The organism is Bradyrhizobium barranii subsp. barranii (genome assembly GCF_017565645.3).
Taxonomy (GTDB): Bacteria; Pseudomonadota; Alphaproteobacteria; order Rhizobiales; family Xanthobacteraceae; genus Bradyrhizobium; species Bradyrhizobium barranii.
Genome location: NZ_CP086136.1, coordinates 3,367,754 through 3,390,193, shown reverse-complemented (window position 1 = coordinate 3,390,193; position 22,440 = coordinate 3,367,754). Strand labels below are relative to the sequence as shown.

Annotated in this window: 22 protein-coding genes; 10 read left to right on the top strand and 12 right to left on the bottom strand. The window is 64.2% G+C overall.

All coding sequences use genetic code 11. The features are described 5' to 3' along the window. Positions 1 to 82: 82 nt before the first annotated feature. A complete protein-coding gene (locus tag J4G43_RS16250; protein ID WP_208089337.1) occupies positions 83 to 931 on the bottom strand; it encodes a VOC family protein in 849 nt (282 codons plus the stop codon). Between the two features lie 206 nt (positions 932 to 1,137). On the opposite strand from J4G43_RS16250, the gene J4G43_RS16245 reads away from it, so the two are divergent. Together J4G43_RS16245 and J4G43_RS16240 are read left to right on the top strand one after the other, a co-directional pair. Further along, complete coding sequence (locus J4G43_RS16245; RefSeq protein WP_014496984.1) at positions 1,138 to 2,031, top strand: sugar kinase; 894 nt, start codon at positions 1,138 to 1,140, stop codon at positions 2,029 to 2,031. A gap of 19 nt (positions 2,032 to 2,050) precedes the next feature. Beyond that, the gene (locus tag J4G43_RS16240; protein WP_208085577.1) at positions 2,051 to 2,965 is read left to right on the top strand and encodes a ribokinase; all 915 of its coding nucleotides are present in this window, start codon (positions 2,051 to 2,053) and stop codon (positions 2,963 to 2,965) included. On the opposite strand, the gene J4G43_RS16235 is transcribed toward J4G43_RS16240, so the two are convergent. Beyond that, positions 2,966 to 4,186: an NAD(P)/FAD-dependent oxidoreductase gene (locus J4G43_RS16235; RefSeq protein WP_208085574.1), complete on the bottom strand. Its 1,221-nt coding sequence runs from the start codon at positions 4,184 to 4,186 to the stop codon at positions 2,966 to 2,968. A gap of 227 nt (positions 4,187 to 4,413) precedes the next feature. Here J4G43_RS16235 and J4G43_RS16230 point away from each other — a divergent pair, with 227 nt between their 5' ends. Together J4G43_RS16230 and J4G43_RS16225 are read left to right on the top strand one after the other, a co-directional pair. Further along, positions 4,414 to 5,208, top strand: a complete 795-nt coding sequence (locus tag J4G43_RS16230) for an enoyl-CoA hydratase/isomerase family protein (RefSeq protein WP_208085572.1) — start codon at positions 4,414 to 4,416, stop codon at positions 5,206 to 5,208. After that, entirely contained in the window at positions 5,205 to 5,744 is a 540-nt protein-coding gene (locus tag J4G43_RS16225; RefSeq protein WP_208085571.1) for a histidine phosphatase family protein, read from the top strand. Before J4G43_RS16230 ends, J4G43_RS16225 begins: the two co-directional genes overlap by 4 nt. On the opposite strand, the gene J4G43_RS16220 is transcribed toward J4G43_RS16225, so the two are convergent. The 4 genes from J4G43_RS16220 to J4G43_RS16205 all read right to left on the bottom strand — a co-directional run bounded on the left by J4G43_RS16220 (position 5,737) and on the right by J4G43_RS16205 (position 10,581). Next, complete coding sequence (locus J4G43_RS16220) at positions 5,737 to 7,077, bottom strand: TRAP transporter large permease (protein WP_166099373.1); 1,341 nt, start codon at positions 7,075 to 7,077, stop codon at positions 5,737 to 5,739. The two genes, J4G43_RS16225 and J4G43_RS16220, sit on opposite strands and share 8 nt — an antisense overlap. Next, the gene (locus J4G43_RS16215; RefSeq protein ID WP_208085568.1) at positions 7,074 to 7,652 is read right to left on the bottom strand and encodes a TRAP transporter small permease; all 579 of its coding nucleotides are present in this window, start codon (positions 7,650 to 7,652) and stop codon (positions 7,074 to 7,076) included. The genes J4G43_RS16220 and J4G43_RS16215 overlap by 4 nt, the downstream gene beginning before the upstream one ends. Positions 7,653 to 7,805: 153 nt before the next feature. Further along, positions 7,806 to 8,801, bottom strand: coding sequence for a TRAP transporter substrate-binding protein (locus J4G43_RS16210; RefSeq protein ID WP_208085566.1), 996 nt, complete (start codon positions 8,799 to 8,801; stop codon positions 7,806 to 7,808). A 61-nt stretch (positions 8,802 to 8,862) separates the two neighbouring features. Beyond that, positions 8,863 to 10,581 (bottom strand): IlvD/Edd family dehydratase, encoded by a 1,719-nt coding sequence (locus J4G43_RS16205; protein ID WP_208085565.1) that lies wholly within the window; start codon positions 10,579 to 10,581, stop codon positions 8,863 to 8,865. Positions 10,582 to 10,756: 175 nt separating this feature from the next. Here J4G43_RS16205 and J4G43_RS16200 point away from each other — a divergent pair, with 175 nt between their 5' ends. Together J4G43_RS16200 and J4G43_RS16195 are read left to right on the top strand one after the other, a co-directional pair. Then, on the top strand, positions 10,757 to 11,437 hold the full coding sequence (locus tag J4G43_RS16200) for a GntR family transcriptional regulator (protein ID WP_208085563.1): 681 nt from the start codon (positions 10,757 to 10,759) through the stop codon (positions 11,435 to 11,437). 32 nt (positions 11,438 to 11,469) lie between these two features. Then, positions 11,470 to 12,369 carry a translation factor GTPase family protein gene (locus J4G43_RS16195; RefSeq protein ID WP_208085562.1) on the top strand — a complete coding sequence of 300 codons (900 nt, stop codon included), beginning with the start codon at positions 11,470 to 11,472 and terminating at the stop codon, positions 12,367 to 12,369. A gap of 67 nt (positions 12,370 to 12,436) precedes the next feature. Here J4G43_RS16195 and J4G43_RS16190 read toward each other — a convergent pair whose 3' ends face one another. The 3 genes from J4G43_RS16190 to J4G43_RS16180 all read right to left on the bottom strand — a co-directional run bounded on the left by J4G43_RS16190 (position 12,437) and on the right by J4G43_RS16180 (position 13,510). Beyond that, entirely contained in the window at positions 12,437 to 12,691 is a 255-nt protein-coding gene (locus J4G43_RS16190; protein WP_135216299.1) for a hypothetical protein, read from the bottom strand. 105 nt (positions 12,692 to 12,796) lie between these two features. Continuing rightward, positions 12,797 to 13,222: a hypothetical protein gene (locus tag J4G43_RS16185; RefSeq protein WP_085404551.1), complete on the bottom strand. Its 426-nt coding sequence runs from the start codon at positions 13,220 to 13,222 to the stop codon at positions 12,797 to 12,799. Between the two features lie 24 nt (positions 13,223 to 13,246). Beyond that, positions 13,247 to 13,510, bottom strand: coding sequence for a GlsB/YeaQ/YmgE family stress response membrane protein (locus J4G43_RS16180; protein ID WP_028146794.1), 264 nt, complete (start codon positions 13,508 to 13,510; stop codon positions 13,247 to 13,249). Between the two features lie 192 nt (positions 13,511 to 13,702). Here J4G43_RS16180 and J4G43_RS16175 point away from each other — a divergent pair, with 192 nt between their 5' ends. Together J4G43_RS16175 and J4G43_RS16170 are read left to right on the top strand one after the other, a co-directional pair. Further along, on the top strand, positions 13,703 to 14,608 hold the full coding sequence (locus J4G43_RS16175) for a transglutaminase family protein (protein WP_208085555.1): 906 nt from the start codon (positions 13,703 to 13,705) through the stop codon (positions 14,606 to 14,608). A 31-nt stretch (positions 14,609 to 14,639) separates the two neighbouring features. Beyond that, entirely contained in the window at positions 14,640 to 15,470 is an 831-nt protein-coding gene (locus J4G43_RS16170; protein WP_208085553.1) for a potassium channel family protein, read from the top strand. A 70-nt stretch (positions 15,471 to 15,540) separates the two neighbouring features. Here J4G43_RS16170 and J4G43_RS16165 read toward each other — a convergent pair whose 3' ends face one another. Then, the gene (locus J4G43_RS16165; protein WP_208085551.1) at positions 15,541 to 16,365 is read right to left on the bottom strand and encodes an NAD-dependent epimerase/dehydratase family protein; all 825 of its coding nucleotides are present in this window, start codon (positions 16,363 to 16,365) and stop codon (positions 15,541 to 15,543) included. Between the two features lie 91 nt (positions 16,366 to 16,456). Here J4G43_RS16165 and J4G43_RS16160 point away from each other — a divergent pair, with 91 nt between their 5' ends. After that, positions 16,457 to 17,425, top strand: a complete 969-nt coding sequence (locus tag J4G43_RS16160) for an SMP-30/gluconolactonase/LRE family protein (RefSeq protein WP_208085550.1) — start codon at positions 16,457 to 16,459, stop codon at positions 17,423 to 17,425. Between the two features lie 274 nt (positions 17,426 to 17,699). Here J4G43_RS16160 and J4G43_RS16155 read toward each other — a convergent pair whose 3' ends face one another. Continuing rightward, positions 17,700 to 19,130, bottom strand: a complete 1,431-nt coding sequence (locus J4G43_RS16155; RefSeq protein ID WP_208085548.1) for an aldehyde dehydrogenase family protein — start codon at positions 19,128 to 19,130, stop codon at positions 17,700 to 17,702. 269 nt (positions 19,131 to 19,399) lie between these two features. Beyond that, entirely contained in the window at positions 19,400 to 21,763 is a 2,364-nt protein-coding gene (locus J4G43_RS16150) for a thiamine pyrophosphate-binding protein (protein WP_208085547.1), read from the bottom strand. A gap of 135 nt (positions 21,764 to 21,898) precedes the next feature. Between J4G43_RS16150 and J4G43_RS16145 the strand changes: the two genes are divergently transcribed. Then, the gene (locus J4G43_RS16145; protein ID WP_014497003.1) at positions 21,899 to 22,360 is read left to right on the top strand and encodes an Lrp/AsnC family transcriptional regulator; all 462 of its coding nucleotides are present in this window, start codon (positions 21,899 to 21,901) and stop codon (positions 22,358 to 22,360) included. Positions 22,361 to 22,440: the final 80 nt, after the last annotated feature.

Below are 22,440 nucleotides of genomic sequence, written 5' to 3'. Positions count from 1 at the left end.
CAATCCAGACTGTCACTGGGGAAAGACTCTGGATTGCTTCGTCGCAAGAGCTCCTCGCAATGACGAGTGGAGAGATCGGAGCCTACTCCGCCGGCTTCGGCGAGCGCTCCAGCAGCACAGTCTGGATCCCGCAGGTGCCGTTCCGCACCGTCATGATCCGCGTGCCCGGCTTGCGGCCGTTGCGCACCTCGGTGACGTCGAGGCCGGCGGCGAGCAGGCGGGCGCGGGTGGCGTCGATGTCGGCGACCCGCCAGCTCAGGCCCCAGAGACGATCATGCAGGGAATCCCCGCCCGCCACGGGGCGGCGCACCACTTCGACGATGAGGTCGCCGCAGCGGAAGAACATCAGCTGGCCCCAATCCTGGTGCGAGCGGTCCAGTGCGAGATCAAGGCCGAGCCGCGCGCCATAGAGCGCGGCGGCGCGGTCGGTATCCTCGGTGGTGACCACGACGTGGTCGAGCCCATCGATCGGCGCGATGTCGGTCGCAGCCGACAGCGGCCGCTCCTCGGCGAGCTCGAGGAAGAACATGCGCACGCCGCGCGTCAATTCGGTTGCGGCACGCGTGCGTTTCCAGTGCAGGGCTGCGCCGCTCGCGACGTCGCTGCTTTCGACCTCGGCGACCGGATCCGGCCTCAAGGCTACCCGCTCCAGCCGCCGGTGCATCTTGCTCATGTCTGCGACACGAAAGCACAGGCTGGCGAGCACGCCCTCGCGATCGTCGAGCAGCGCGCGGATCCGGTCCGCCGCAACGTTACAGCCGCTCGGCGCCATCAGCTCGATCGTCATGTTCGCAAGCGTGAACAGCACGCGGTCGGCGCCCTCGCCGGAATTCTGCCAGGCCGGCGCGCGCCCGAGCAGCGTCTGATACGCCGCCTTGGCCGCACCGATATCCCTCACCAAGGCGACGACGTGATCGAGGCCGGTGATCATCATTCCCCCCTTGATCGACCTGGAACCATTCCGAAGGACGGCGTTTGTCCGGGCTTGGCATGGACCGGTGATGGTCGTATTCCGGCCCCATGCCGACCTCAAGCGCTCGGGCGGCAGATTTGCGAATAATTTCAGCGTCCCAAGAGCGGAACCGGTGTTAGAGTAAGCTCGCCGGCCGGGACCACCCAGCGCATCACGGACAACCAATGCAGGCTCTCTTTATCGGTCAGACCTATATCGACGTCGTCTTCATCACCGACCACATGCCGACCGGCGACGAAAAGCACGTGGCAACGGACTACGCGGTCTCCTTCGGCGGCAACGCGGTGACGGCGGCGTTCTGCTGCGCCAAGCTCGGCATCGTGCCCGATCTCATCGCCACGGCGGCCAATGACTGGCTGGGGCGCATGTTCCAGGACATGTGCGCGAAATACGCGATCTCGCTGCACGGGCGGAAGGTGAATCAGTCCTCGCTGTCCTTCATCATGCCCAAGGACGGCAAGCGCGCCATCGTCCGTTGCCGCGACGACGAGCACATCCATCCGTTCCCGATGCTCAATCTCGGCGGCTGCCGCGCCCTGCACATCGACGGCCATCAGCCCGATGCCGCGATCCACTATGCAAAGGTCTGCCGCGAGGCCGGAATCCTGACCTCGCTCGACGGCGGCGGCCTGCGCACCAACACGCATGAGCTGCTCGCATTCATCGACGTCGCCATCGTCGCCGAACGCCTGTGTGAGCAGATGGACCTGACGCCCGAGAAGATGCTCGACTACCTCAAGAGCCGCGGCTGCAAGATCGGCGGCGTCACCATGGGTGAGAAGGGTCTGCTCTGGTACAATGAAACGGGTGCGGTCGAGGTCATGCCGGCGATGCCGATCCCGCGCGAGCGCGTGATCGACACCAACGGCGCCGGCGACGTCTTCCACGGCGCCTATGTCTATTCCTACCTCGCCCATCCCGGCAAAAGCTGGCGCGAGCACTTTGATTTTGCCCGCGCCGCCTCGACCTTCAAGATCCAGCGCCTCGGCAACGAGGCCGGCCTGCCGACCCTTGTGGACATTGCCAAAGTCAGGCACGAGTTCGAAGTCAGGGTCTAGGATTTTGTAAGGGCATATCATGGGGCGCGTCTTTATCGCCGGCAGCATCAACATGGATGTGGTGGCGACCGCCGATCGCCATCCCAAGGTCGGCGAGACCGTCGCCGGCCGGCAGGTGCTGTATTTTCCCGGCGGCAAGGGCGCGAACCAGGCCGTCGCGGCGTCACGGCTCGGTACGAAGACCACGCTGATCGGCCGGCTTGGTAAGGATTCGTTTGGCGCTGAGTTGCGAACGTTCCTCGGTGCGCAGGGCATCGAGCTCGGCTCTGTTCGGGACGCCGACACGCATAGCGGCACCGCGATCATCACCGTCGCGGCCTCCGACAACACCATCGTCGTCATCCCCGGCAGCAATGCGCTGGTCGGCGCCGACGATGTCGCGAACGTTCCGCTGGCGAAGGGCGATGTGGCCGTCAGCCAGTTCGAGATTCCGCTGCCGACGATTGCCGCCTTCTTCCAGCGCGCCCGTAGCGCCGGCGCCACGACGCTGCTCAACCCAGCACCCGCGCAAAAGATGTCCGCCGAGCTGCTGGCGCTCGTCGACATCCTCGTGCTGAACGAGACCGAGCTCGGCTTCCTCGCGGGCGTGGAGCTCTCCGACGGCGACGAGGCCGCAACAATCGTCGACGTCGCGCGGCAACTGCAGGCACGCGAGGACCAGATCATCTGCGTGACGCTCGGCAAGCGGGGCGTGCTCGCGCTCGCCGGCCGCGAGGAATTCGCGGTGCCCGGCCGCGTGGTGAAAGCGGTCGACACCACCGGCGCCGGCGATTGCTTCGTCGGCGCGCTCGCGGCGCAGCTGGCGGAGGGCGTGTCCCTGCGTACCGCGCTCGCTTTCGCCAACGCGGCCGCCTCGATCAGCGTGCAGCGCATGGGCGCCGGGCCGTCGATGCCGACGGCCGCGGAAGTCGCCGCCGTCATCAAGGCCGGATGATCAGGCCAGCGCACTCTTCAGGTCGAAGCCTTCATCCGCGGCCTGCTCCGGCGTGATCGAGCGCTCCAGTCCGAACAGGCGGCGACCGAACATGTGGTCGCCGGCACGGTTGACCGACTCGATGCCGAGCAGTCTGTCGCCCTTGTAGCAGAACGCCGAGAACGCTTTCTTCGCGGGATCGCCGCGCAGCACGACGCGGTCGTAGCCGGTGGTCAGCCCCGCCATCTGGAGCTTGTCGTCGCCCTGGTCGCTCCAGAACCAGGGATGGCTGTCGTAGGCCTTGCGGTCGCCGGTCAGCCGCGCCGCGAGGCAGCGGGCGTGATCGGTGGCGTTCTGCACCGACTCCAGCCGCTGCGATCCGCCGAAGCGCGGACTGGCGAACAGCGCGCAGTCGCCGATCGCGGAGATGTCAGGATCGGACGTCGAGAGATATTCGTCGACGATGATGCCGGCGGCGACGGCAAGCCCCGCCTCCGCCGCAAGCTCGATGTTCGGCAGCACGCCGACACCGACCACGACGAGGTCGGCCGGCAGATGCCTTCCGTCGCTCAAGGAAACGCCGGTGACCTTGCCGCCCTCAGCCTCGATCGAGGTTGCCTGCACACCGAGGTGAATGCGGATGCCGGCCTCGCGATGCCGCGCCTGAAAATACTCCGAGACCTCCGCCGTCACCGCGCGCGCCATCACGCGCGGGGCGAGTTCGAGCACGTCCACCTCGAGGCCCTTGATCCGCGCGGTGGCCGCGAATTCGAGGCCGATGAAGCCGGCGCCGATCACCACGACACGCGACTTCGACGGCATGATCTGTCGCAGCGCCTCGCTGTCGTCGAGGATGCGCAGATATTTCACGTCGGGCAAATTCGCATTCGGCAAATCAAGCAGCCGGTTGCGCGCGCCCGTGGCCAGCACGAGGTGGCCGTAAGGCAGCGTCTCGCCGGATGCGAGATGCACCTTGTGGCCGGCGCGATCGATCGACACCGCGCGGCCCGCGATCAGCTCGATCTTCTGATCCTGGTAGAATTTCTCCGGCCGGAACATCAGGCTCTCCGGCCCGGCCGAGCCCTTGATATAGGCCTTGGACAGCGGCGGCCGCTGATAAGGCAGATGCGCCTCGTCGTTGATCAGGCAGACGCGGTCGGAAAATCCCGCCTGACGCAGGGACGCCGCGACCTGGTAGCCGCCATGGCCGGCACCGACAATGATCACCGGACCACCCGTCATTGGAACAGCCCATTTCCGGAGACACGAGCGTCACCCATGCCGTCTCCTCTCTCGCTGATATTGGCTTGGCTTGCCCAGGAGGAGCCGGCGCTCGTGTCCGTTCCTAAACGAAGGCGGCCCATTTGAGCCCATCATTCCGTCCTGCGCAAGAGCGGCATGCGGGGATTGTCACCCCCGACCTTCTGCGATTTAGTTGCAGCAACGACCTCATGCCGGGGATATTCCAGATGCCAGCTCCCGTCTCCAAACCCGACGATCCCGCCCTGCTGCGGATCGACGGCCCGATCGCAACCATCACGCTCAACCGCCCCGCCGCGTTCAACTCGGTCAACCTTGCAATCGCGCAGAAGCTCGAACAGCTCGCGGCCTATCTCGAAGGCGCCGACGACATCAGGGTCATCGTGCTCGAAGGAGAAGGCCGCGCCTTCTCGGCCGGCGGCGATCTGCAGACGATCGGCGCTGCGGCAGAAGCCGGCACGGTCACGCCGGTGGTCGGCGAGTTGCTGAAGCATTATCACGCCTTCATCGAGATCATTCGGCGCATGCCGAAGATCTCGCTGTCCAGCGTGCACGGCTCGGCGGCCGGCGCCGGCATGGGCCTCGCCTTCGTCACCGATCTCTGCATCGCCGCGGAGGATGCCAAGTTCACGCCGGCCTATGCCAAGATCGGGGTGTCGCCGGACGGCGGCTCGACGGTCGGAATCGTCGGTACGGTCGGATCGCGACGTGCGCTCCAGATATTCCTGTCGGAGGACAATTTTACCGCGCAGCAGGCCCATGAATGGGGCCTGCTTGCGAAGGTCGTCCCCGCCGCGGAGTTGAAGGCGGCCACGCGAAAACTCGCCGAGCGCCTGGCGCAGAATCCGCCGGCGGCGATCGCCGGCACCAAGTCGTTGGTCTACCAGGCCGCGACCACGCCGGTGAAGCAGCAGCTCGATGCCGAGGAGCACAAGATCATCATGGCGATGAACACCGAGGATTTCCGCGTCGCCGTGAAGAAATTCACGAGCAAGGGCAAGTGAGCGTGCCGGCACCGGCGCGCTCGTTCTGCGGCCTGCGCCACGGCGCGACCGACTGGAATAGGCAGGGGCTGTTTCAGGGACGAACCGACAACCCGCTGAACGCGGATGGCCTCGCGCAGGCGCACGAGGCCGCGGACATGTTGCGCGGTATCGGCATCAGCCGAATCGTCGCGAGCCCGCTGGTGCGCGCGGCACGAACGGCCGAGATCATCGCAGACGCCATCTCGGTGCCGCTCTCGATCGATGACGGCATCATCGAGTTCGATTTCGGAAGCTTTGAGGGCCTCCCCGTCCGCGACCTCATGATCAAGCACGGCGTCAACTCGGCGACGGGCCTAGTCTCGATCCTCCCCGCCGACGGCGAAAACTGGGACGCCATGACGGAACGGTCGCTGGCTTGCGTCTCCGCATGGCTCGACCGTCATCCTGACGACGACTTCCTGTTCGTCTGCCACGACGCGGTGATGCAGGGAATGGCGAAATCGCTCGCCGGCAGCTATTTCAAGAACAGCCACGGCACGCCGCTCGTCACTTAGGACAGATGTAGCCTGTCCCCGCCGGCGACTTGAAGCAGCCGACCGATTCCGGCAGCACTTTCTGCGGCAGCCACAGCACCACGCTCGGGAAGTAGATCGCGAACGCGATCGTGGCCAGGAACACCACATAGATCGGCAATGCGGCGCGTAAGGCCTTGGCAAAACTGATGCCGACGAATTTCGAGGCCATCAGCAGCACCAGGCCGTATGGCGGCGTGATCAGGCCAAAGGCGAGCGTGGCGATCAGCACCACGCCCATATGCACGGCGTTGATATCGCCGGCCTCAGTCAGCGCGTTGACCAGCGGCATGAAGATGATGATGGTCGGCACCGGCTCGATGAAGTCACCGACCACTGTGAAGAGCAGCACCATCAGCAGCATGATCAGATGCGGATCGTTGCCGGCAATCGAGGTGATCATGTCGGCGATGTAACTCGCACCGCGTAAGTAAGCGAGCATCCAGCCGAAGGCATTGGCGGCGCCGATCGTGATCAGCGGCAGCGAGAAGATCAGGCCTGCAAGGCAGAAATCATATGGGATCTTTTTGATATGCCCGCGGTTCAGCGCGGGGATCACGACGACGACAATCCAGACCACCGCAACGACGCCGGCTTCCGTCGGCGTGAACCAGCCGGTGAGGATGCCGCCGAGCAAAATGACAGGGATCATCAGCGGCAGGGCGGCGTCACCCGCGGCGAACACCACCTGCCGCAGCGGCGCGCGCGGCTTGCGCAGGCCGGACGGGCCGAAGAAGTAGCAGTAGATCATCAGGCCGAAGCCGATCATCAACCCGGGCACGACGCCCGCCATGAACAGGCCGGCGATCGAGACGTTGCCGACCGCGCCATAGACCACCGCCGTGATGCTCGGCGGCACCAGCGCCGCGATGGTCGAGGCAGACGCGATGATCGCGGCGATGAAGGCGGGCTCGTAGCCCTCGCGCTTCATCGGACCGCCCAGCGCACGGCTCATCACGGCGACGTCGGCGGTGGTCGAGCCCGACATTTCCGAGAAGAACATGCTGAAGACAACGACGACCTGCGACAGCCCGCCCCTGATGTGTCCGACCAGCGATACTGACAGGTTGGCTATTCGTACCACCACGTTGGCCGAGCTCATGAGCTCGCCGACCAGCAGGAAGAACGGGATCGCCAGCAACGCCTCGGAGTCCACGCCGTCAAATATCTTCTGGATGATCGCGGCCAGCGAGACATCGGAGAGGAGCGCACCAATGAACACGCCGGCCATCAGCGAGAACGGCACGGGCACGCCGAGATATCCGAACGACAGGAAGCAGATCGACATCAACGCCAGGACAACAGGTGCGCTCACGGCTGCGCCCTCATCTGCACGTCCGTGATGACGGGCGCTCCGTCCTCTTCGGGCGGCTCGTGATGGTCAAAGCCGTTGCGCAAGCCGTTGACGAGCTGCTCGATGGTGAACAGGCCGATCAGCACGCCGGACAGCGGGATGATCGCATAGAGCGAGGCGATCGGAGTGCCAGACGGCAAGCGAAAGCTGCCGAAGCCGCGGAGATAGTTCTGATAGCCGTACCAGATCAGGCAGAAGGCGACGCCGAGCACGACGAGACGAATGATCACTTCGACGATCAGCCGCGCCGTGCCGTGCATTGCTTCGGAGATCGCCGTGAGATAGAGGTGATCGTTGCGCCGGGTCGCGACCGCGGTCCCGACGAAGATCGCATAGATGAACAGCGTCGAGGTGACTTCCTGAAGCCACAGCCAGGGGTGGCCGATGGTGCGAGTGACGATGTCGGCGGTGACCGACAGCGAGAAGCCGAAGCAGAGCACGCCGCAGAGGATCATCAGCGCAAGCTCGAGCCAGTCGAGCCAGCGCCACTTGAGGTGACGCTGGCGTTGAACGAGCAGTTTGTCGGCGATGGGCATTGTTGCTCCCGGCTGCAGCTTTCCGTCATGGCCGGGCTTGTCCCGGCCATCCACGCACTTGGTGCGGGCTCGAAGGAAGAACGTAGATGCCCGGGACATCTGGCGCGAAGGCGCGCTTCGCGCTTCTGCCCGGGCATGACGACTTTGCTGTAACTAGTTCACCGACCGGATCAAATTCTTGATCTTCTCGGCATGCGGGCCGAGCTCCTTGGCGAGCTTGTCGAGATAGGGATCGGCGATCACCGTGAAGCTCTTCTTGTCGACGTTGTCGACGATCTTCACGCCCATCTTCTTCAGCTTGTCGGCCGCGGTGCGCTCGAGGTCGAACGCCTTCTGCGGCTCTTTCGTGCTGACCTCGTTGGCCGCCGCCTGCACCCACCCCTTCTGCTCCGCCGACAGGCTCTGCCAGAGCTTGTCGGAGACGAACACCAGCGCGTTGTTGGCCTCGTGCTCGGTGATGTTGAGGACCGGGGCGACCTCGTAGTGCTTGTTGACGAGGTAGACGTTGATGCTGTTCTCGGCGACGTCGACGACCCCGGTTTGCAAGCTCGTGTAGACGCTGCCGAACGGCATGTGCACGGTCTGAGCGCCGTAGGCCGGGAACATCATGTCCTCGGTCGCGGTCGCCTGGACGCGGATCTTCAGCCCCTTGATGTCGCCGACATTGTGGATCTCCTTCTTGGAGTACATATGGCGCACACCCTGCGAACCGGTCGCAATCACGTGCAGGCCCTGCGTGGTCTCATCGATCATGGTCTTGAGCGCTTCGAACACGCGGGGATCGGCCAGCCCCTTGACCACGTGGTTCTCGTCGCGGAACAGGAAGTGCAGCGACATCACGCCGGCCTGCGGGGAGATCGTCGCGGTGTTGGCCGAGGAGATGATGGCGAATTCGATGTCGCCGGCCTTCACGTGCTGGAGCACCTGCGGCTCCTGCCCGAGCTGCGCGCCCGGATACTGATCGATGATCATGGTGCCCTTGCTCAATTCCTTGAGCTTGTCGGCAAAGAGGTCGCCCGCGATGGAATAGCCGGTGTTGCGCGGCTGATCGTAGGCAAAGCGATAATGCTTCACCTCCTGTGCCCCGGCCCCGGTGACGAAAAGTACGGCGGCCATGGCCACCAACCCACGCATGGATCGTGCAATCATCGTTTCCCCCTGTTTTATCGCCCGCCGCTTGTGCGGTCTGAGCGCTCGTTCGGGTGGTTCGTCACCCCTTCTCAGTCTGCTTCCCAGTCCTCTGCATGAAATCGAAGTCGCAGCCCTCGTCGGCCTGCATGATGGTCTCGTTGAACAGCCAGGCGTAGCCGCGCCGCGCCTCATCGGGTGCTGCGGCCGGCTTCAATGCGGCGCGCCGACGCTCCAGCTCGGCGGCATCGACCAGCAGCTCGATGCTGCGCTTGGCAACATCCAGCCGGATCATGTCGCCGTTCTTTACCAGCGCGAGCGGTCCGCCGACAGCGGATTCCGGCGTGATGTGAAGCACGATGGTGCCGAACGCGGTGCCGCTCATGCGCGCATCCGAAATGCGCACCATATCCTTGGTGCCGCCGCGCGCGAGCTTCTTCGGGATCGGCAGATAACCCGCCTCCGGCATGCCGGGCGCGCCCTTGGGGCCGGCGTTGCGCAGCACCAGCACGTCGTCGGAGTTCACGTCGAGATCGGGATGGTCGACCCGCAAGGTCATGTCCTCGACGGATTCGAACACCACCGCGCGCCCGGTGTGCTGCAACAGCTTGGGGCTCGCGGCCGACTGCTTGATGACGGCACCGCGCGGGGCAAGATTGCCGTGCAGGACGGCAAGGCCGCCTTCCTTCTTGATTGGATTGTCGCGCGGACGGATCGCATCCTGCCCCGGCACGTCCTCCGCATTCGCGACGACATCGCGCAGCGTCTGGCCGCTGATGGTCTTCGCGTCGAGATCGACGAGATCGCCGAGTTGCGCCAGCAATTTCGGCACGCCACCGGCGTGGTGGAAATGCTCCATGTAGTGCTCGCCCGACGGCTTGAGGTCGACCAGCACCGGCACTTCGCGGCCAATCTGGTCGAACACCTCGAGATCGAGGCGGTGGGGCGAGCGATGCGCCATCGCCGTCAGATGGATCAGGCCGTTGGTCGAGCCGCCGATCGCCTGGAGCACGACCTGCGCATTCCTGAACGAAGCCGGCGTCAGCAATTCGCTCGGCTTCGGCCCCTTGGCCTTGGCCATCTCGGCGGCAACCCTGCCGCTCGCTTCGGCCAGACGAAAGCGTTCGGCATGCGGCGCGGGAATCGTCGCGCTCATCGGCAGCGACAGGCCCATGGCTTCGATCATGCAGGCCATGGTCGACGCCGTGCCCATCACCATGCAGGTGCCGACCGACGGCGCGAGGCGGCCATTGACCGCTTCGATCTCGGCATCATCCATTTCGCCGGCGCGATACTTGCCCCAGAGACGGCGGCAATCGGTGCAGGCACCGAGCACCTCGCCCTTGTGATGGCCGACCACCATCGGACCGACGGGAATGACCACGGTCGGCAAATCGGCGCTGATCGCGGCCATGACCTGCGCAGGAAGGGTCTTGTCGCAGCCGCCGATCACGATCACCGAATCCATCGGCTGGGCCCGGATCATCTCCTCGGTGTCCATCGCCATCAGATTGCGCAGATACATCGAGGTCGGATGCGCAAAGCTCTCGGCGATCGAGATGGTCGGAAACACGAACGGCATCGCGCCCGACAGCATCACGCCGCGCTTGGCGGCCTCGATGATCTGCGGGACGTTGCCGTGGCAGGGATTGTAGTCGCTATAGGTGTTGGTGATGCCGACGATCGGGCGCTCCAGCGCGTCGTCGGAATAGCCCATGGCCTTGATGAACGCCTTGCGCAGGAACAGCGAGAAGCCGGCATCGCCATAGCTCGTCAGACCCTTGCGCAAACCACTCGTCATCATGCCGCTCCTTCTCGCTTGCCATTGTGCTACAGCCTGCCCCCTGATTGTCAATAAGATTGGGCCGGATCGCCGCGCTCTCTGGCTCCAGACGCTGCCTGCGGACACAAATTATTGACAATCCGGCCTCGCCCTGCTCCACAAGACGAACCGGCAGATGCCGGAGGCTGAGGGCATGTCCGACATTCGCACCGAAGACGCCATGCCGGTCCGGCGCGACGATCCGGACGACGTCGTCGCGCGGCTGGAAGAGGACATCATCTTCGGCCGCCTGCCGCCGGGTGCGCGCCTCACCGAGGACGCGCTGATGTCGCGCTACGGCACCTCCCGGCACTTCGTGCGCCAGGCGCTGGTGGATGCGGAGCGCCGCGGCATCGTCCGCCGCGAGAAGAACGTCGGCGCCACCGTGCGGTTCTACTCGGCCGAGGAAGTCCGGCAGATCTACGAGGTCCGCGAGATGCTGACGCGACAGGCCGCGCTGATGATCCCCCTGCCTGCACCGCAAGCCCTGATCGACGAGCTGACTGGGCTGCAACGGCAATATTGCGCGAGGGCAGACGTGCAGGATTTGCGCGGCATTCACGAGGCCAACGACGCCTTTCACCTCGCGCTGTTCTCGGCCTGCGGCAATCCCTATCTCGTCCGCTCGCTCCAGGACTACATGAGCCTGACGCTGCCGATGCGCGCCAAGAACCTCGCCGACCGCGAGGGACTTGCGCAATCGCGGCGCCAGCACGAGCTGATGATCGAGCTGTTGAAGGGCCGCGACAGCTGGGCGCTGGCGCAGCTGTGTGTGGATCACATGCAGTTCAGCAAGTCGGATTATCTGGCGAGGATTGCGGGTGAGGAGAGCTGACGCTAGACCAAGGCAACGCTACAGGTCTTACAATGCCGCATGATGTGAGCACGCCACCCCTGCTTGTTGACGTCGCCATCGAAGCGAAGTCCAGGGCCGATCATGAGAAGCTCGTTGCTGCGCTCTTGAAGCTCACCGCCAAGGACGGAGCGCTCGCCGTGTCGGTCGATCAAGACTCTGCTCAGATCATCCTGAAGGGAACGAGCGAAACCCACATCGAGAGCGCGATCGACGCCCTCAACCGGACCTCTGGAATAGCCGTCAATATTGGTGCCCTGCAGGTGGCATTTCTCGAGCATCCGACCAAACGTGCGGAGGCGGAATACACTCACAAAAAGATCTACGGGCCCAAGGGGGAGTTTGCCGCCGTCAAGCTTGCCATCGAGCCGAATGAGCCTGGCACGGGATACCAGCTTGAACGCAAGACTGGTGTGGATGCGCTACCGAACAAATATATGCCCGGGATCGAGAAAGGGCTCGAAAGCGTACTGGCCTGCGGCGTGATTGCGGGCTTTCCGGTGGTGAACGTCAGGGTCCAGCTGATCGACGGCAAGTATCACGACGTCGATTCTTCACCGCTCGCCTTCGAGATCGCGGCTAATGCCGCGTTCCGCAGGGCGCTGCAAACGGCAGAATCGGTCTTGCTTGAGCCGATCATGAAGGTCGAAGTGGTGACACCGACGCCGTTCGCACAATCGATCGTTGACGACCTGACATCACGGCGTGGGACCGCCCACTCCAGGGTCGTCGACGATGACACGGTCGCGATCGATGCGACGGTACCGCTCATAGCGATGTTCGGCTATGCGAACAGCCTGCGCGTGTTGAGCCAGGGGCTCGCCAGCCACACAATGCGCTTCGACCGCTATGCCGCCGCACCGCAGCCCTGGGACGGCCCGCCATTTCGTCCGGCGATCGGGATGCGTGCCTGACACTCATCGCGATAGAAGAGGCCGCCAACGCAGGCGGCCTCCCAAAATTCTGAACTGACCCGCGCTCTTATTTGAGGTCGAGAGCCCGGCAGTAGTAGCCGCTCTCAACGCCCGTCCAGCCTCGCTCCATGCGGTTACTGCGGCACTCGTAGTAGGACTTGAAGTTGAGGACGTTCTTGCAATTCGCAACCGCGCCGCCGGAGAGCGAGCATCCCGGACCTTGGTTTGGGTTCAGGTGAGCCGCGGGACCGATCGGTGCGGCGCTCACCGGCGCGATCGACAAGGTAGCAAGGATCAACGCTGACATCGCTAACGTCTTCATAGCCATCCTCCCTGTTCTTGTTGCCTGGGACGGCAATGCACGTCCCGGAACAGACGATAGCATGACGCGAGTGACAGGTCCTTCTCAATCAGAGCTTGTTCGCGTTCAGTACCGCCTCAGCAAACCGCGGTCCACGCTGGCATCGCCGTAGTCAGCGCAGCCCCTTGTCGGGTTCTTGATCAAGTCCGTCCGGACGCGCCTGAACGTTTTGCCGGCCGCCTCACGCACCTCGGGGCGGAATTTACCGGGATCGTAGGTCTCGCCGTCGCGGGCCTTGATGGCTGCAGCATAGGCGTCGATCATGGCCATCGCCGCCTCAGGGCTGCCGAGAAGCCGGGCGCCGAGTTGAACGCCGCCGGCGCCGTCGACCTCGTAACCGTCGCATCGCTGCTCCAGCACCACCGATGCGGTGACGAGCTGGTCAAGGAACGTCGCCTCGGCATCGCTGAGGGCTGCGGCTCGCGCCGATCCTGACATGACTCCCGGTACGATCGTCGCGAGCATCGCGACGACTGACAATTTGATTTTCATGCGCAGCAAGATCATTCGGGTCGATCAGGCGCGGCCCTGACGACCCATAACAAGCCCGTACAGGAAGAGGAGAATGATGGCGCCGACCACGCTGCCGATGAAGCCGGCGCCCTCCCCGAACTTATACCATCCCACGGCCTGACCGAGCCACGTCGCGACGAACGCACCGACGATCCCCAAAACCGTCGTCAGGATGAACCCCGTGGGCTCGGATTTGTCGCCGGGCATGATGAATTTCGCGACCACGCCGACGATAAATCCAATGATGATCGTCCAAAGGATACCCATGTCCATCGCTCCATTCGGTCGGTTTGCACATCAACGTCTGAAGGAATGCGTGATCGCTTGATGGGCCAGACGATCCCGGGAACGACGTTGATCTAGATCAATGGGCAGCAGCGGCCGAGCCGAAAGCTGGTCCCTGCTCTTTCTTGTGCGGAAGGTGCTCAACGAGCCCCGCAATGCGAAGCGGATCGATGCATGGCGATCATAGGCGAGATCACGCACACCACGACCTACCGCTATGCAAAGCCGGTGAGGTTCGGCACGCACCGGGCGATGTTCCTGCCGCGGCGCGGCGCCTCGACCCGGCTGCTTCGCTGGTCCGCTGCTACCAGCCTGCCGTCAAAGGTGCATTGGGTCACCGACTCCCGCTCCAATGCCGTCACGGTGATGGACTTCAGCGAACCCGGCAGCGAGCTGACATTCACGTTCAGGGTTCGTGGCGTCTATTTCGGCGTCAAAGGCCTGGAGACATTTCCGCTGGAGCCCCGGGCCGAGGAGGTCCCGGTGCAGTACACCCCGGACGAATGGACCGACCTTGCCGGTTACCTGCGCCCGCATGCCGACGATGCAGACGGCAGTCATGCGGCGTGGACCAAGAGCTTCGTTGCCGGCGATCAGGATCAGACCGCCGACGTGCTGCGCCGAATGCTCGGCAAGTTTCGGAGTGACTTCAGCTATCGCGGCAGAGATGCCGAAGGCACACAGTCACCCGGCGAAACGCTGCGCACGAAATCGGGCACCTGCCGGGACTTCGCCTGGCTGATGATCGAGACGTTGCGCCGGCTCGGCTTTGCCGCACGCTTCGTCAGCGGTTATCTCTACGATGCGGCGCTCGATGGCGGCGCCGTGGGCATGACCGGCTCCGGCGCGACCCACGCATGGGTGCAGGTATTCCTGCCCGGCGCCGGCTGGCTGGATTACGATCCAACCAACAGTTTGAGCGCCGGCTTCGACCTCATTCCGGTGGCCATCGCGCGGCATCCGGGCCAGGCCGTGCCGTTGGCTGGCTCGTGGTTCGGCGATCCCGGCGACTATTTGGGCATGTCGATCAATGTCGCCGTCAACAAGATCGGCGAAATGCTCGATCCTTCGGAAGCGTAGGCTACCGGGATAGGCGCGGCGGTCGCTGACCATGGCATTTTATCGCAACAGTACGAAGGGACATGGGCCGCTCGACGCCATCGCCGTCCCATTTGAGGCCCTGAAGGGCAGGATCCGGCAACTTTACGAAGGCGACACGTTCGGCTGCATAAAATTCCGATACGCCCTGCTCGCGCTGGACGTCGTCACTGTTCTGTTCATCATCGCGACCTCGTTCCTGCCTCGCAACAGGGCCGTCGAGTCGCTCGATGTGGTGTTCGGCGTGCTGATCCTTGCGGATTTCGCCGCACGGATGATCATCAGCCGCCGGCCGCTGCATGACCTGGCGCGGCTTTCGACCTGGACCGACATCGTCGTCATCATCTCGTTCCTTGCGCCGCTCGCCGGAGAGGCCGGCGGCTTCCTGCGCGCATTTCGAACACTGAGGCTGCTGCGCGACTACCAGATGGTGGCGCGCCTCCGGGTCGACAGCCCCTTCTTCCGGCGAAACGAGGAAGTCGTTTTTGCCGTCGTGAACCTCGGCGTGTTCATTTTCGTGATGACGGGGATCGTCTACGAGACCCAAAAATCCCACAATCACCAGATCGCCAACTATGCCGACGCGCTCTACTTCACGGTCACCGCACTGACCACAACCGGCTTCGGCGACATCACCTTGCCCGGGACCGTCGGCCGCCTGATCACCGTCGTCATCATGATCTTTGGCGTGACCCTTTTCCTGAATCTCGCCAAGGCACTGCTCGCGCCCTCCAAGGTACGCTTCCCCTGTCCGGTTTGCGCCCTGCAGCGCCACGATGTCGACGCGGTGCATTGCAAAGCTTGTGGCACCGTATTGAACATTCCCGATGAAGGCATGGACTAGGCTGCATGCCGGCGCGAGTGCCGCGGAGAGGCCCCCTCACCTCATGACTGTAGAGAGGGGGCATGGCATTTCAGCGCTTACTCCAATCAATGATCCGGCTCGCATCGCCGTCGAACTCGTTGCTGCAGAACGCGCCGCCCTGGTAGTGGTCGCCGACCGGATCCGGCTTCAGCTTGGCCTGCTCGGCCATGGCGTGCTCGCGGAAATCCTCGGCGCGCCCCGTCGGGCGATAGCCGAATTCGTAGGCGCGGTGGTTGTCCCACCAGGCGCGCTCGTTGAGGGAGGCGCCGTAGAAGACCTCGAAATGAATGTCGGGATGTTCGAGCCCGATGCGGCAGAGCTGCACGAGGTCGTCGGGTTTCAGCCAGATCGAGAGCCGGCGCTGGTCGAGCGGCATGTCGCCGAAATTGCCGATGCGCAGGCAAGTCACCTTCAGGCCGTGCTTGTCGGCGTAGAGCGCACCGACGGCCTCGCCGAACACCTTGCTGACGCCATAACGACCGTCGGGGCGCGGGGTGACGTCGGTCCCGATCTTGTGGTGGCGGGGATAGAAGCCGACGGCGTGGTTGGACGAGGCGAACACCACGCGCTTGACGCCCTTGCGGTAGGCGGCCTCGAACAAATTGTAGCCGCCGATGATGTTGGCCTGGAGGATTTGGTCCCAGGTGCCTTCGACCGAATAGCCGCCGAAATGGATGATGCCGTCGACGCCCTCGCAGATCGCCTCGCACTGCGCGAGATCGGCGAGATCCGCCGCCTTGAATTGTTCGTTCGCGCCGAGATCGGCGGGCGGCTTGATGTCGGAGAGCAGGAGATCCGGATAGATCGGCGGCAGCAGCTTTCGCAGGCTCGTGCCGATTCCGCCCGAAGCTCCTGTCATCAAAATACGCGGCATGTCTTCCCTCGCCTGTGGTGACCGATTTGCGGCCGTAGATAACTGATGCTAGCAGACTTGGACAGAGGGAACGCAACAAAGAGACCTGCACATGAACGATGCATCGTCCCACGCTCAAGGCTGGCGGCCGGCGACCTATTACCCCGATCCGGCGATAAAAGCACTGGACCCCCGCTTCGAAAAATACTGGCTGAAGCTGTCGGCGGTGGAGCGGCTGGCGACCGGCCTGCGCTGGGCCGAGGGGCCCGTGTGGTTCGGCGACGGCCGCTATCTCCTGTGCAGCGACATCCCGAACCAGCGCATCATCAAATGGGAGGAGGAGACCGGAACCGTCTCGGTCTTCCGAAAGCCCTCGAATTTCGCCAACGGCAACACCAGGGATCGTCAGGGCCGGCTCGTCACCTGCGAGCATGGCGGCCGCCGCGTGGTGCGCACCGAATATGACGGCAGCATCACCGTGCTGATGGATTCGTTCGGCGGCAAGCCGCTGAACTCGCCGAACGACGTCGTGGTGAAGTCCGACGGCTCGATCTGGTTCACCGATCCGACCTTCGGCCTGCTTGGCAATTACGAGGGCTACAAGGCGGAGCCCGAGATCGAGCCCAACGTCTATCGGCTCGATCCCTCGACCGGCAAGGCGACCATCGTCGCCGAAGGCGTGCTCGGCCCCAACGGGCTGTGCTTCTCGCCCGACGAGAAGATTCTGTATGTCGTGGAATCGCGCGGCGTGCCGAACCGAAAGATCCTCGCCTATGACGTCTCGCTTGACGGCACCACGATCTCCAACAAGCGCGTCCACATCGATGCCGGCCCGGGCACTCCGGACGGCATGCGCTGCGACATCGACGGCAATCTCTGGTGCGGCTGGGGCATGGGCGATCCCGAGCTTGACGGCGTCGTCGTGTTCGCGCCCGACGGCGTCATGATCGGCCGCATCTCGCTGCCCGAGCGCTGCGCCAATCTCTGCGTCGGCGGCGTCAAGCGCAACCGCCTGTTCATGGCGGCAAGCCAGTCGATCTACGCGCTGTATGTGAATACGCAAGGCGCGGTGGGGGGATAGGCGTTCCGCACAGACGGTCTCGTAGGGTGGGCAAAGCGAAAGCGTGCCCACCATTCCTTGCCGGCTCGTGATGGTGGGCACGTCGCTTCGCTCCTCTGCCCACCCTACGAGATCTCTCCTCCGTCATTGCGAGCGAAGCGAAGCAATCCAGAGTCTTTCCGTGGAGACAGTCTGGATTGCTTCGTCGCTGCGCTCCTCGCAATGACGACGGAGCAAACAAAAAACGCCGAAGCGGTTTCCCGCTCCGGCGTCATGATCGTTCAGGCGATAAGCCTTACGCCGCGTTGAAGCCCGCAACGGCCTTCACTTCGAGGAAGTCCTCGAGGCCGTACTTGCCCCATTCGCGGCCGTTGCCCGACTGCTTGTAGCCGCCGAACGGCGCGGTGCGGTCGTTGGGCACGCCCTGGAGATTGACGTTGCCGGCGCGGATCTGGCGACCCACGCGCTTGGCGTCCTCAACCGAAGCGCCCGAGACGTAGCCGGCGAGGCCGTACGGCGTGTCGTTGGCGATCTGCACGGCCTCAGACTCGTCCTTGGCGCCGATGATGGTCAGCACCGGTCCGAAGATCTCTTCACGGGCGATCGTCATGTCGGGAGTGACGTCGGCGAAGATGGTCGGACGGACGTAGAAGCCCTTGTTGACGCCTTCGGGCAGGCCCGGACCACCGGCGACGAGCGTTGCGCCCTCGTCGATGCCCTTCTTGATGAGGCCCTGGATCTTGTCCCACTGGCCGCGGTTGACGACCGGACCAATGGTAGTGCCTTCAGCGCGGGGATCACCGGCTTTGGTCTTGTCGGCGACCGCCTTCGCGATCGCGGCGACTTCCTTCATCTTCGACAGCGGCACGATCATGCGCGAAGGCGCATTGCAGGACTGGCCGGAGTTGTTGAACATGTGCATCACGCCGCCAGTCACCGCCTTCTGCAGGTCGGCACCTTCGAGGATGACGTTCGGCGACTTGCCGCCGAGCTCCTGGCTGACGCGCTTCACGGTCGGCGCGGCGCGCTTGGCCACGTCGATGCCGGCGCGGGTCGAGCCGGTGAACGAGATCATGTCGATATCAGGATGCTCGCTCATGGCGGCGCCGACCTCGGGGCCGAGGCCGTTGACGAGGTTGAACACGCCCTTCGGCACGCCGGCTTCGTGGAGGATTTCCGCGAAGATCAAAGCCGAGGTCGGGGTGAACTCCGACGGCTTGAGGATCATGGTGCAGCCGGCGGCGAGCGCGGGCGCGACCTTGCAGGCGATCTGGTTCAGCGGCCAGTTCCAGGGCGTGATCATGCCGACCACGCCGATCGGCTCGCGCAGCACCATGGCGGTGCCGACCGGTTCCTCGAAATGGTAGTTCTTGAGCACGTCGAGCGTGGTCATGAGGTGGCCGAGGCCGGCGCCGGCCTGGAGCTTCTCAGCCATCGGCAGCGGCGCGCCCATCTCGTCGGAGACGGCGGCGCCGATCTCCTTGAGGCGGCCCTTGTAGATCTCGATGACTTTCGTGAGCAGCGCGACGCGCTCCTCGCGGCTGGTCTGGGAGAAAGTTGCAAAGGCGCGCTTGGCAGCGGTGACGGCCTTGTCGACGTCAGCCTTGGAGCCCAGCGCAACCTCGTACATCGCGTCTTCCGTCGCGGGATTCACCACGGCGGTGGACTTCTTGACGGCGGGATCGACCCAGGCGCCGTCGATGTAGAATTGCATGCGATTGACCATCGTTAACCTCTTCTTGGGGGCTTGGAGGGGGCGTTTCGGCAGGCATCCTTGCACGAAAGCGCCGGCAATTGAACCCGCCATATGCGGGGCCAGCGTTGCGGCGGACGGAGGATATATGAGCCGATGGCGGGAACGAGGCAAGGCTCCCTCAGGTGTCATTCCGGGACGCGGCACTTGGCGCGGGCCCGGAATCCATAACCACGATCGGGAGTATGGATTCCGGGCTCGACGCTACGCGTCGCCCCGGAATGACAGGGCAGTTACCTCAACTACACCGCCATCTTCCGATGCAGCACCGGCGCGCCGGTGGTGAGGCTTTCCGCCGCATCGATGATGGCGTTCGCATCGATGCCGTAATGGCGGTAGAGGTCCGCGATGGTGCCGGTCTGGCCGAACTGCTCGACGCCGAGCGCCTCGACGCGATGACCGCGGACACTGCCGAGCCAACCGAGCGCGGAGGGATGGCCGTCGATCACGGTCACGATGCCGCAGTCGCGCGGCAGCGGCGCGAGCAGCTTTTCGATGTGGCTGAGATGCTGCACACCCCGCCGATCGCGCCGCAATTTCCGCGCAGCGGTCCAACCCGCATGCAGACGATCCGCCGAGGTGATCGCGAGCAGGCCGATGTCGCGGCGGCTCTCGCCGATGAAGCCGGTCGCCTCGATCGCTTCGGGCGCGACCGCGCCGGTATAGGCGATCACGAGTTCGGCATTGGGCCCCGGCTTGCGCAGCCAATAGGCGCCGTCGGTGATGCCCTGCTCAAGCTCCGGCGTCACGATCCGCTGCGCCTGCTCGATGCTGCGCGTCGAGAGCCGCAAATAGACCGAGCCGCCCTCGCCCGGATCGCGCTGCATGTGATTGAAGCCCCACGCCATGATCACGGCGAGCTCGTCGACGAACGCCGGCTCGAACGAGGCGAGCCCGTCCTGCGCCATGCCGATCAACGGCGTCGCGATCGACTGGTGCGCGCCGCCTTCCGGCGCCAGCGTGATGCCCGAGGGCGTCGCTGCCACCATGAAGCGCGCATCCTGGTAGCAGGCGTAGTTCAGCGCATCGAGGCCGCGCTCGATGAAGGGATCGTAGAGCGTGCCGACCGGCAAGAGCCGCTCGCCGTTGATCTGGTGCGACAGGCCGAGCGCCGAGAGCATGATGAACAGGTTCATTTCGGCGATGCCGAGCTCGAGATGCTGCCCCTTGGGCGAGAAGTCCCAATTGAACGTGGAGGGAATTTTCTCGCTGCGGAATAAGTCCGCCTTCTCGCCGCGCGCGAACAGGCCGCGCCGGTTCACCCACGGACCGAGATTGGTCGAGACCGTGACGTCGGGCGAGGTCGTGACGATGCGCTGTGCGAGTTCGCTGTCGCCGCGCGCGATCTCGTTCAGCACGAGGCCAAAGCCCTGCTGGGTCGACATCTGGGTCGACGGCTTGAACGCGAGCTGCTGGGGAACCTCGATAACAGGCGCGGTCAGCCGGCGGCCGTCCTGGTTGAACGGCACGCGCGCAAGGAAGGCGTCGAGCTCGGCAGCGTCCTGCGCGAGGCCTTCGTACTTGTCCCATTCATGGCCCGCACGAATGTTCTGGCTCTCGCGATATTTCTCCATCTGCATGACCGTCATCAGGCCGGCGTGGTTGTCCTTATGGCCCTGGAACGGCAGGCCGACGCCCTTGATGGTGTAGGCGATGAAGCAGACCGGGCGATCGTGATCGATCGACTCGAACGCCTCCAGCATGCTCGCCATGTCGTGGCCGCCGAGATTCGACATCAGCGCCAGCAGCTCCTCGTCGCTGCGCCTGTCGATCAACTTGGTGATCGGGCCCTGGTCGCCGATCTCATCGTGCAGATGCTTGCGGAAGGCGGCACCGCCCTGGAAGCACAGCGCCGCGTAGAGCGCGTTCGGGCAATTGTCGATCCAGCGCTTCAGCGCCTCGCCGCCCGGCTCGGCGAAGGCCTCGCGCATCAGGCGGCCATATTTCACGATCACCACGTCCCAGCCGAAATTGCGGAACATGGTCTCAAACTTTTCCCAGAGCCCCTCGCGCACAACGGCGTCGAGCGACTGCCTGTTATAGTCGACCACCCACCAGGTGTTGCGCAGGCCGTGCTTCCAGCCTTCGGCGAGCGCCTCGAAAATGTTGCCCTCGTCCATCTCGGCATCGCCGACCAGCGCAATCATCCGCCCTTCGCGGCGATCCTTCATCCAGCCATGCGCCTTGACGTAGTCCTGCACCAGCGAGGCAAACAGCGTCTGCGCGACGCCGAGGCCGACCGATCCGGTGGAGAAATCGACGTCGTCGACGTCCTTGGTCCGCGAGGGATAGGACTGCGCGCCCTTGAACCCGCGAAAGTTCTCCAGCTTCTCGCGCGTCTGCCGGCCGAACAGATACTGGATGGCGTGGAACACCGGGCTTGCATGCGGCTTCACCGCGACGCGATCCTCAGGACGCAGCACGCTAAAATACAGCGCCGACATGATGGTCGCGAGCGAGGCGGACGAGGCCTGGTGTCCCCCGACCTTGAGCCCGTCCGCGTTGGCGCGGATGTGGTTGGCGTGATGGATGGTCCATGACGACAGCCACAGCGCCTTGCGGGCCAGCGCGGTCAATGTGTCCAGACGGGCGGTATCAACGGGCATGACAATGGCTCCCGGAAACAGGTCGGACGATGATACGCCTGCGGGCGGAGCCAAACTTCTCAATTTCTCGCGCCATACCCCCGAATATTGGGATACTTTACCAATGGATCAGCACTTCAGACAGGTTTCATCCCAATGCCAGACCTCGACGCCATCGACCGGAAAATCCTCGCTTTGCTCCAGAACGACAGCCGGCTGACCATGCAGGAGCTGGCCGACAAGGTCGGGCTCTCGGTGTCGCCCTGCCATCGCCGGGTCAAGCTGCTGGAGGAGCGCGGCGTCATCAGCCGCTACATCGCGACCGTCGACCAGAAGGCGCTGGGGCTGCATGTCAGCGTCTTCATCTCGATCAAGCTGGCGCGGCAGAAGGAGGAGGATCTGAATCGCTTCGCGCGCGCGATCTCGAAATGGGACGAGGTGCTGGAGTGCTATCTGATGACCGGCAACCGCGATTATCTCCTGCGCGTGGTGGCGGCCGACCTCGCCTCCTACGAGACCTTTCTCAAGACCAAGCTGACCCGGCTCGACGGCATTGCCTCGATCGAGTCGAGCTTCGCGCTCAGCCAGGTCAAATATTCGATCGCCCTGCCGGTCTGACGGCCCCGCCGGGCTATTTCGGAACCGGTGTCACATGGGCGCAATAAACCCCGCCGATGGTCACGGGCGACAGGCACCCT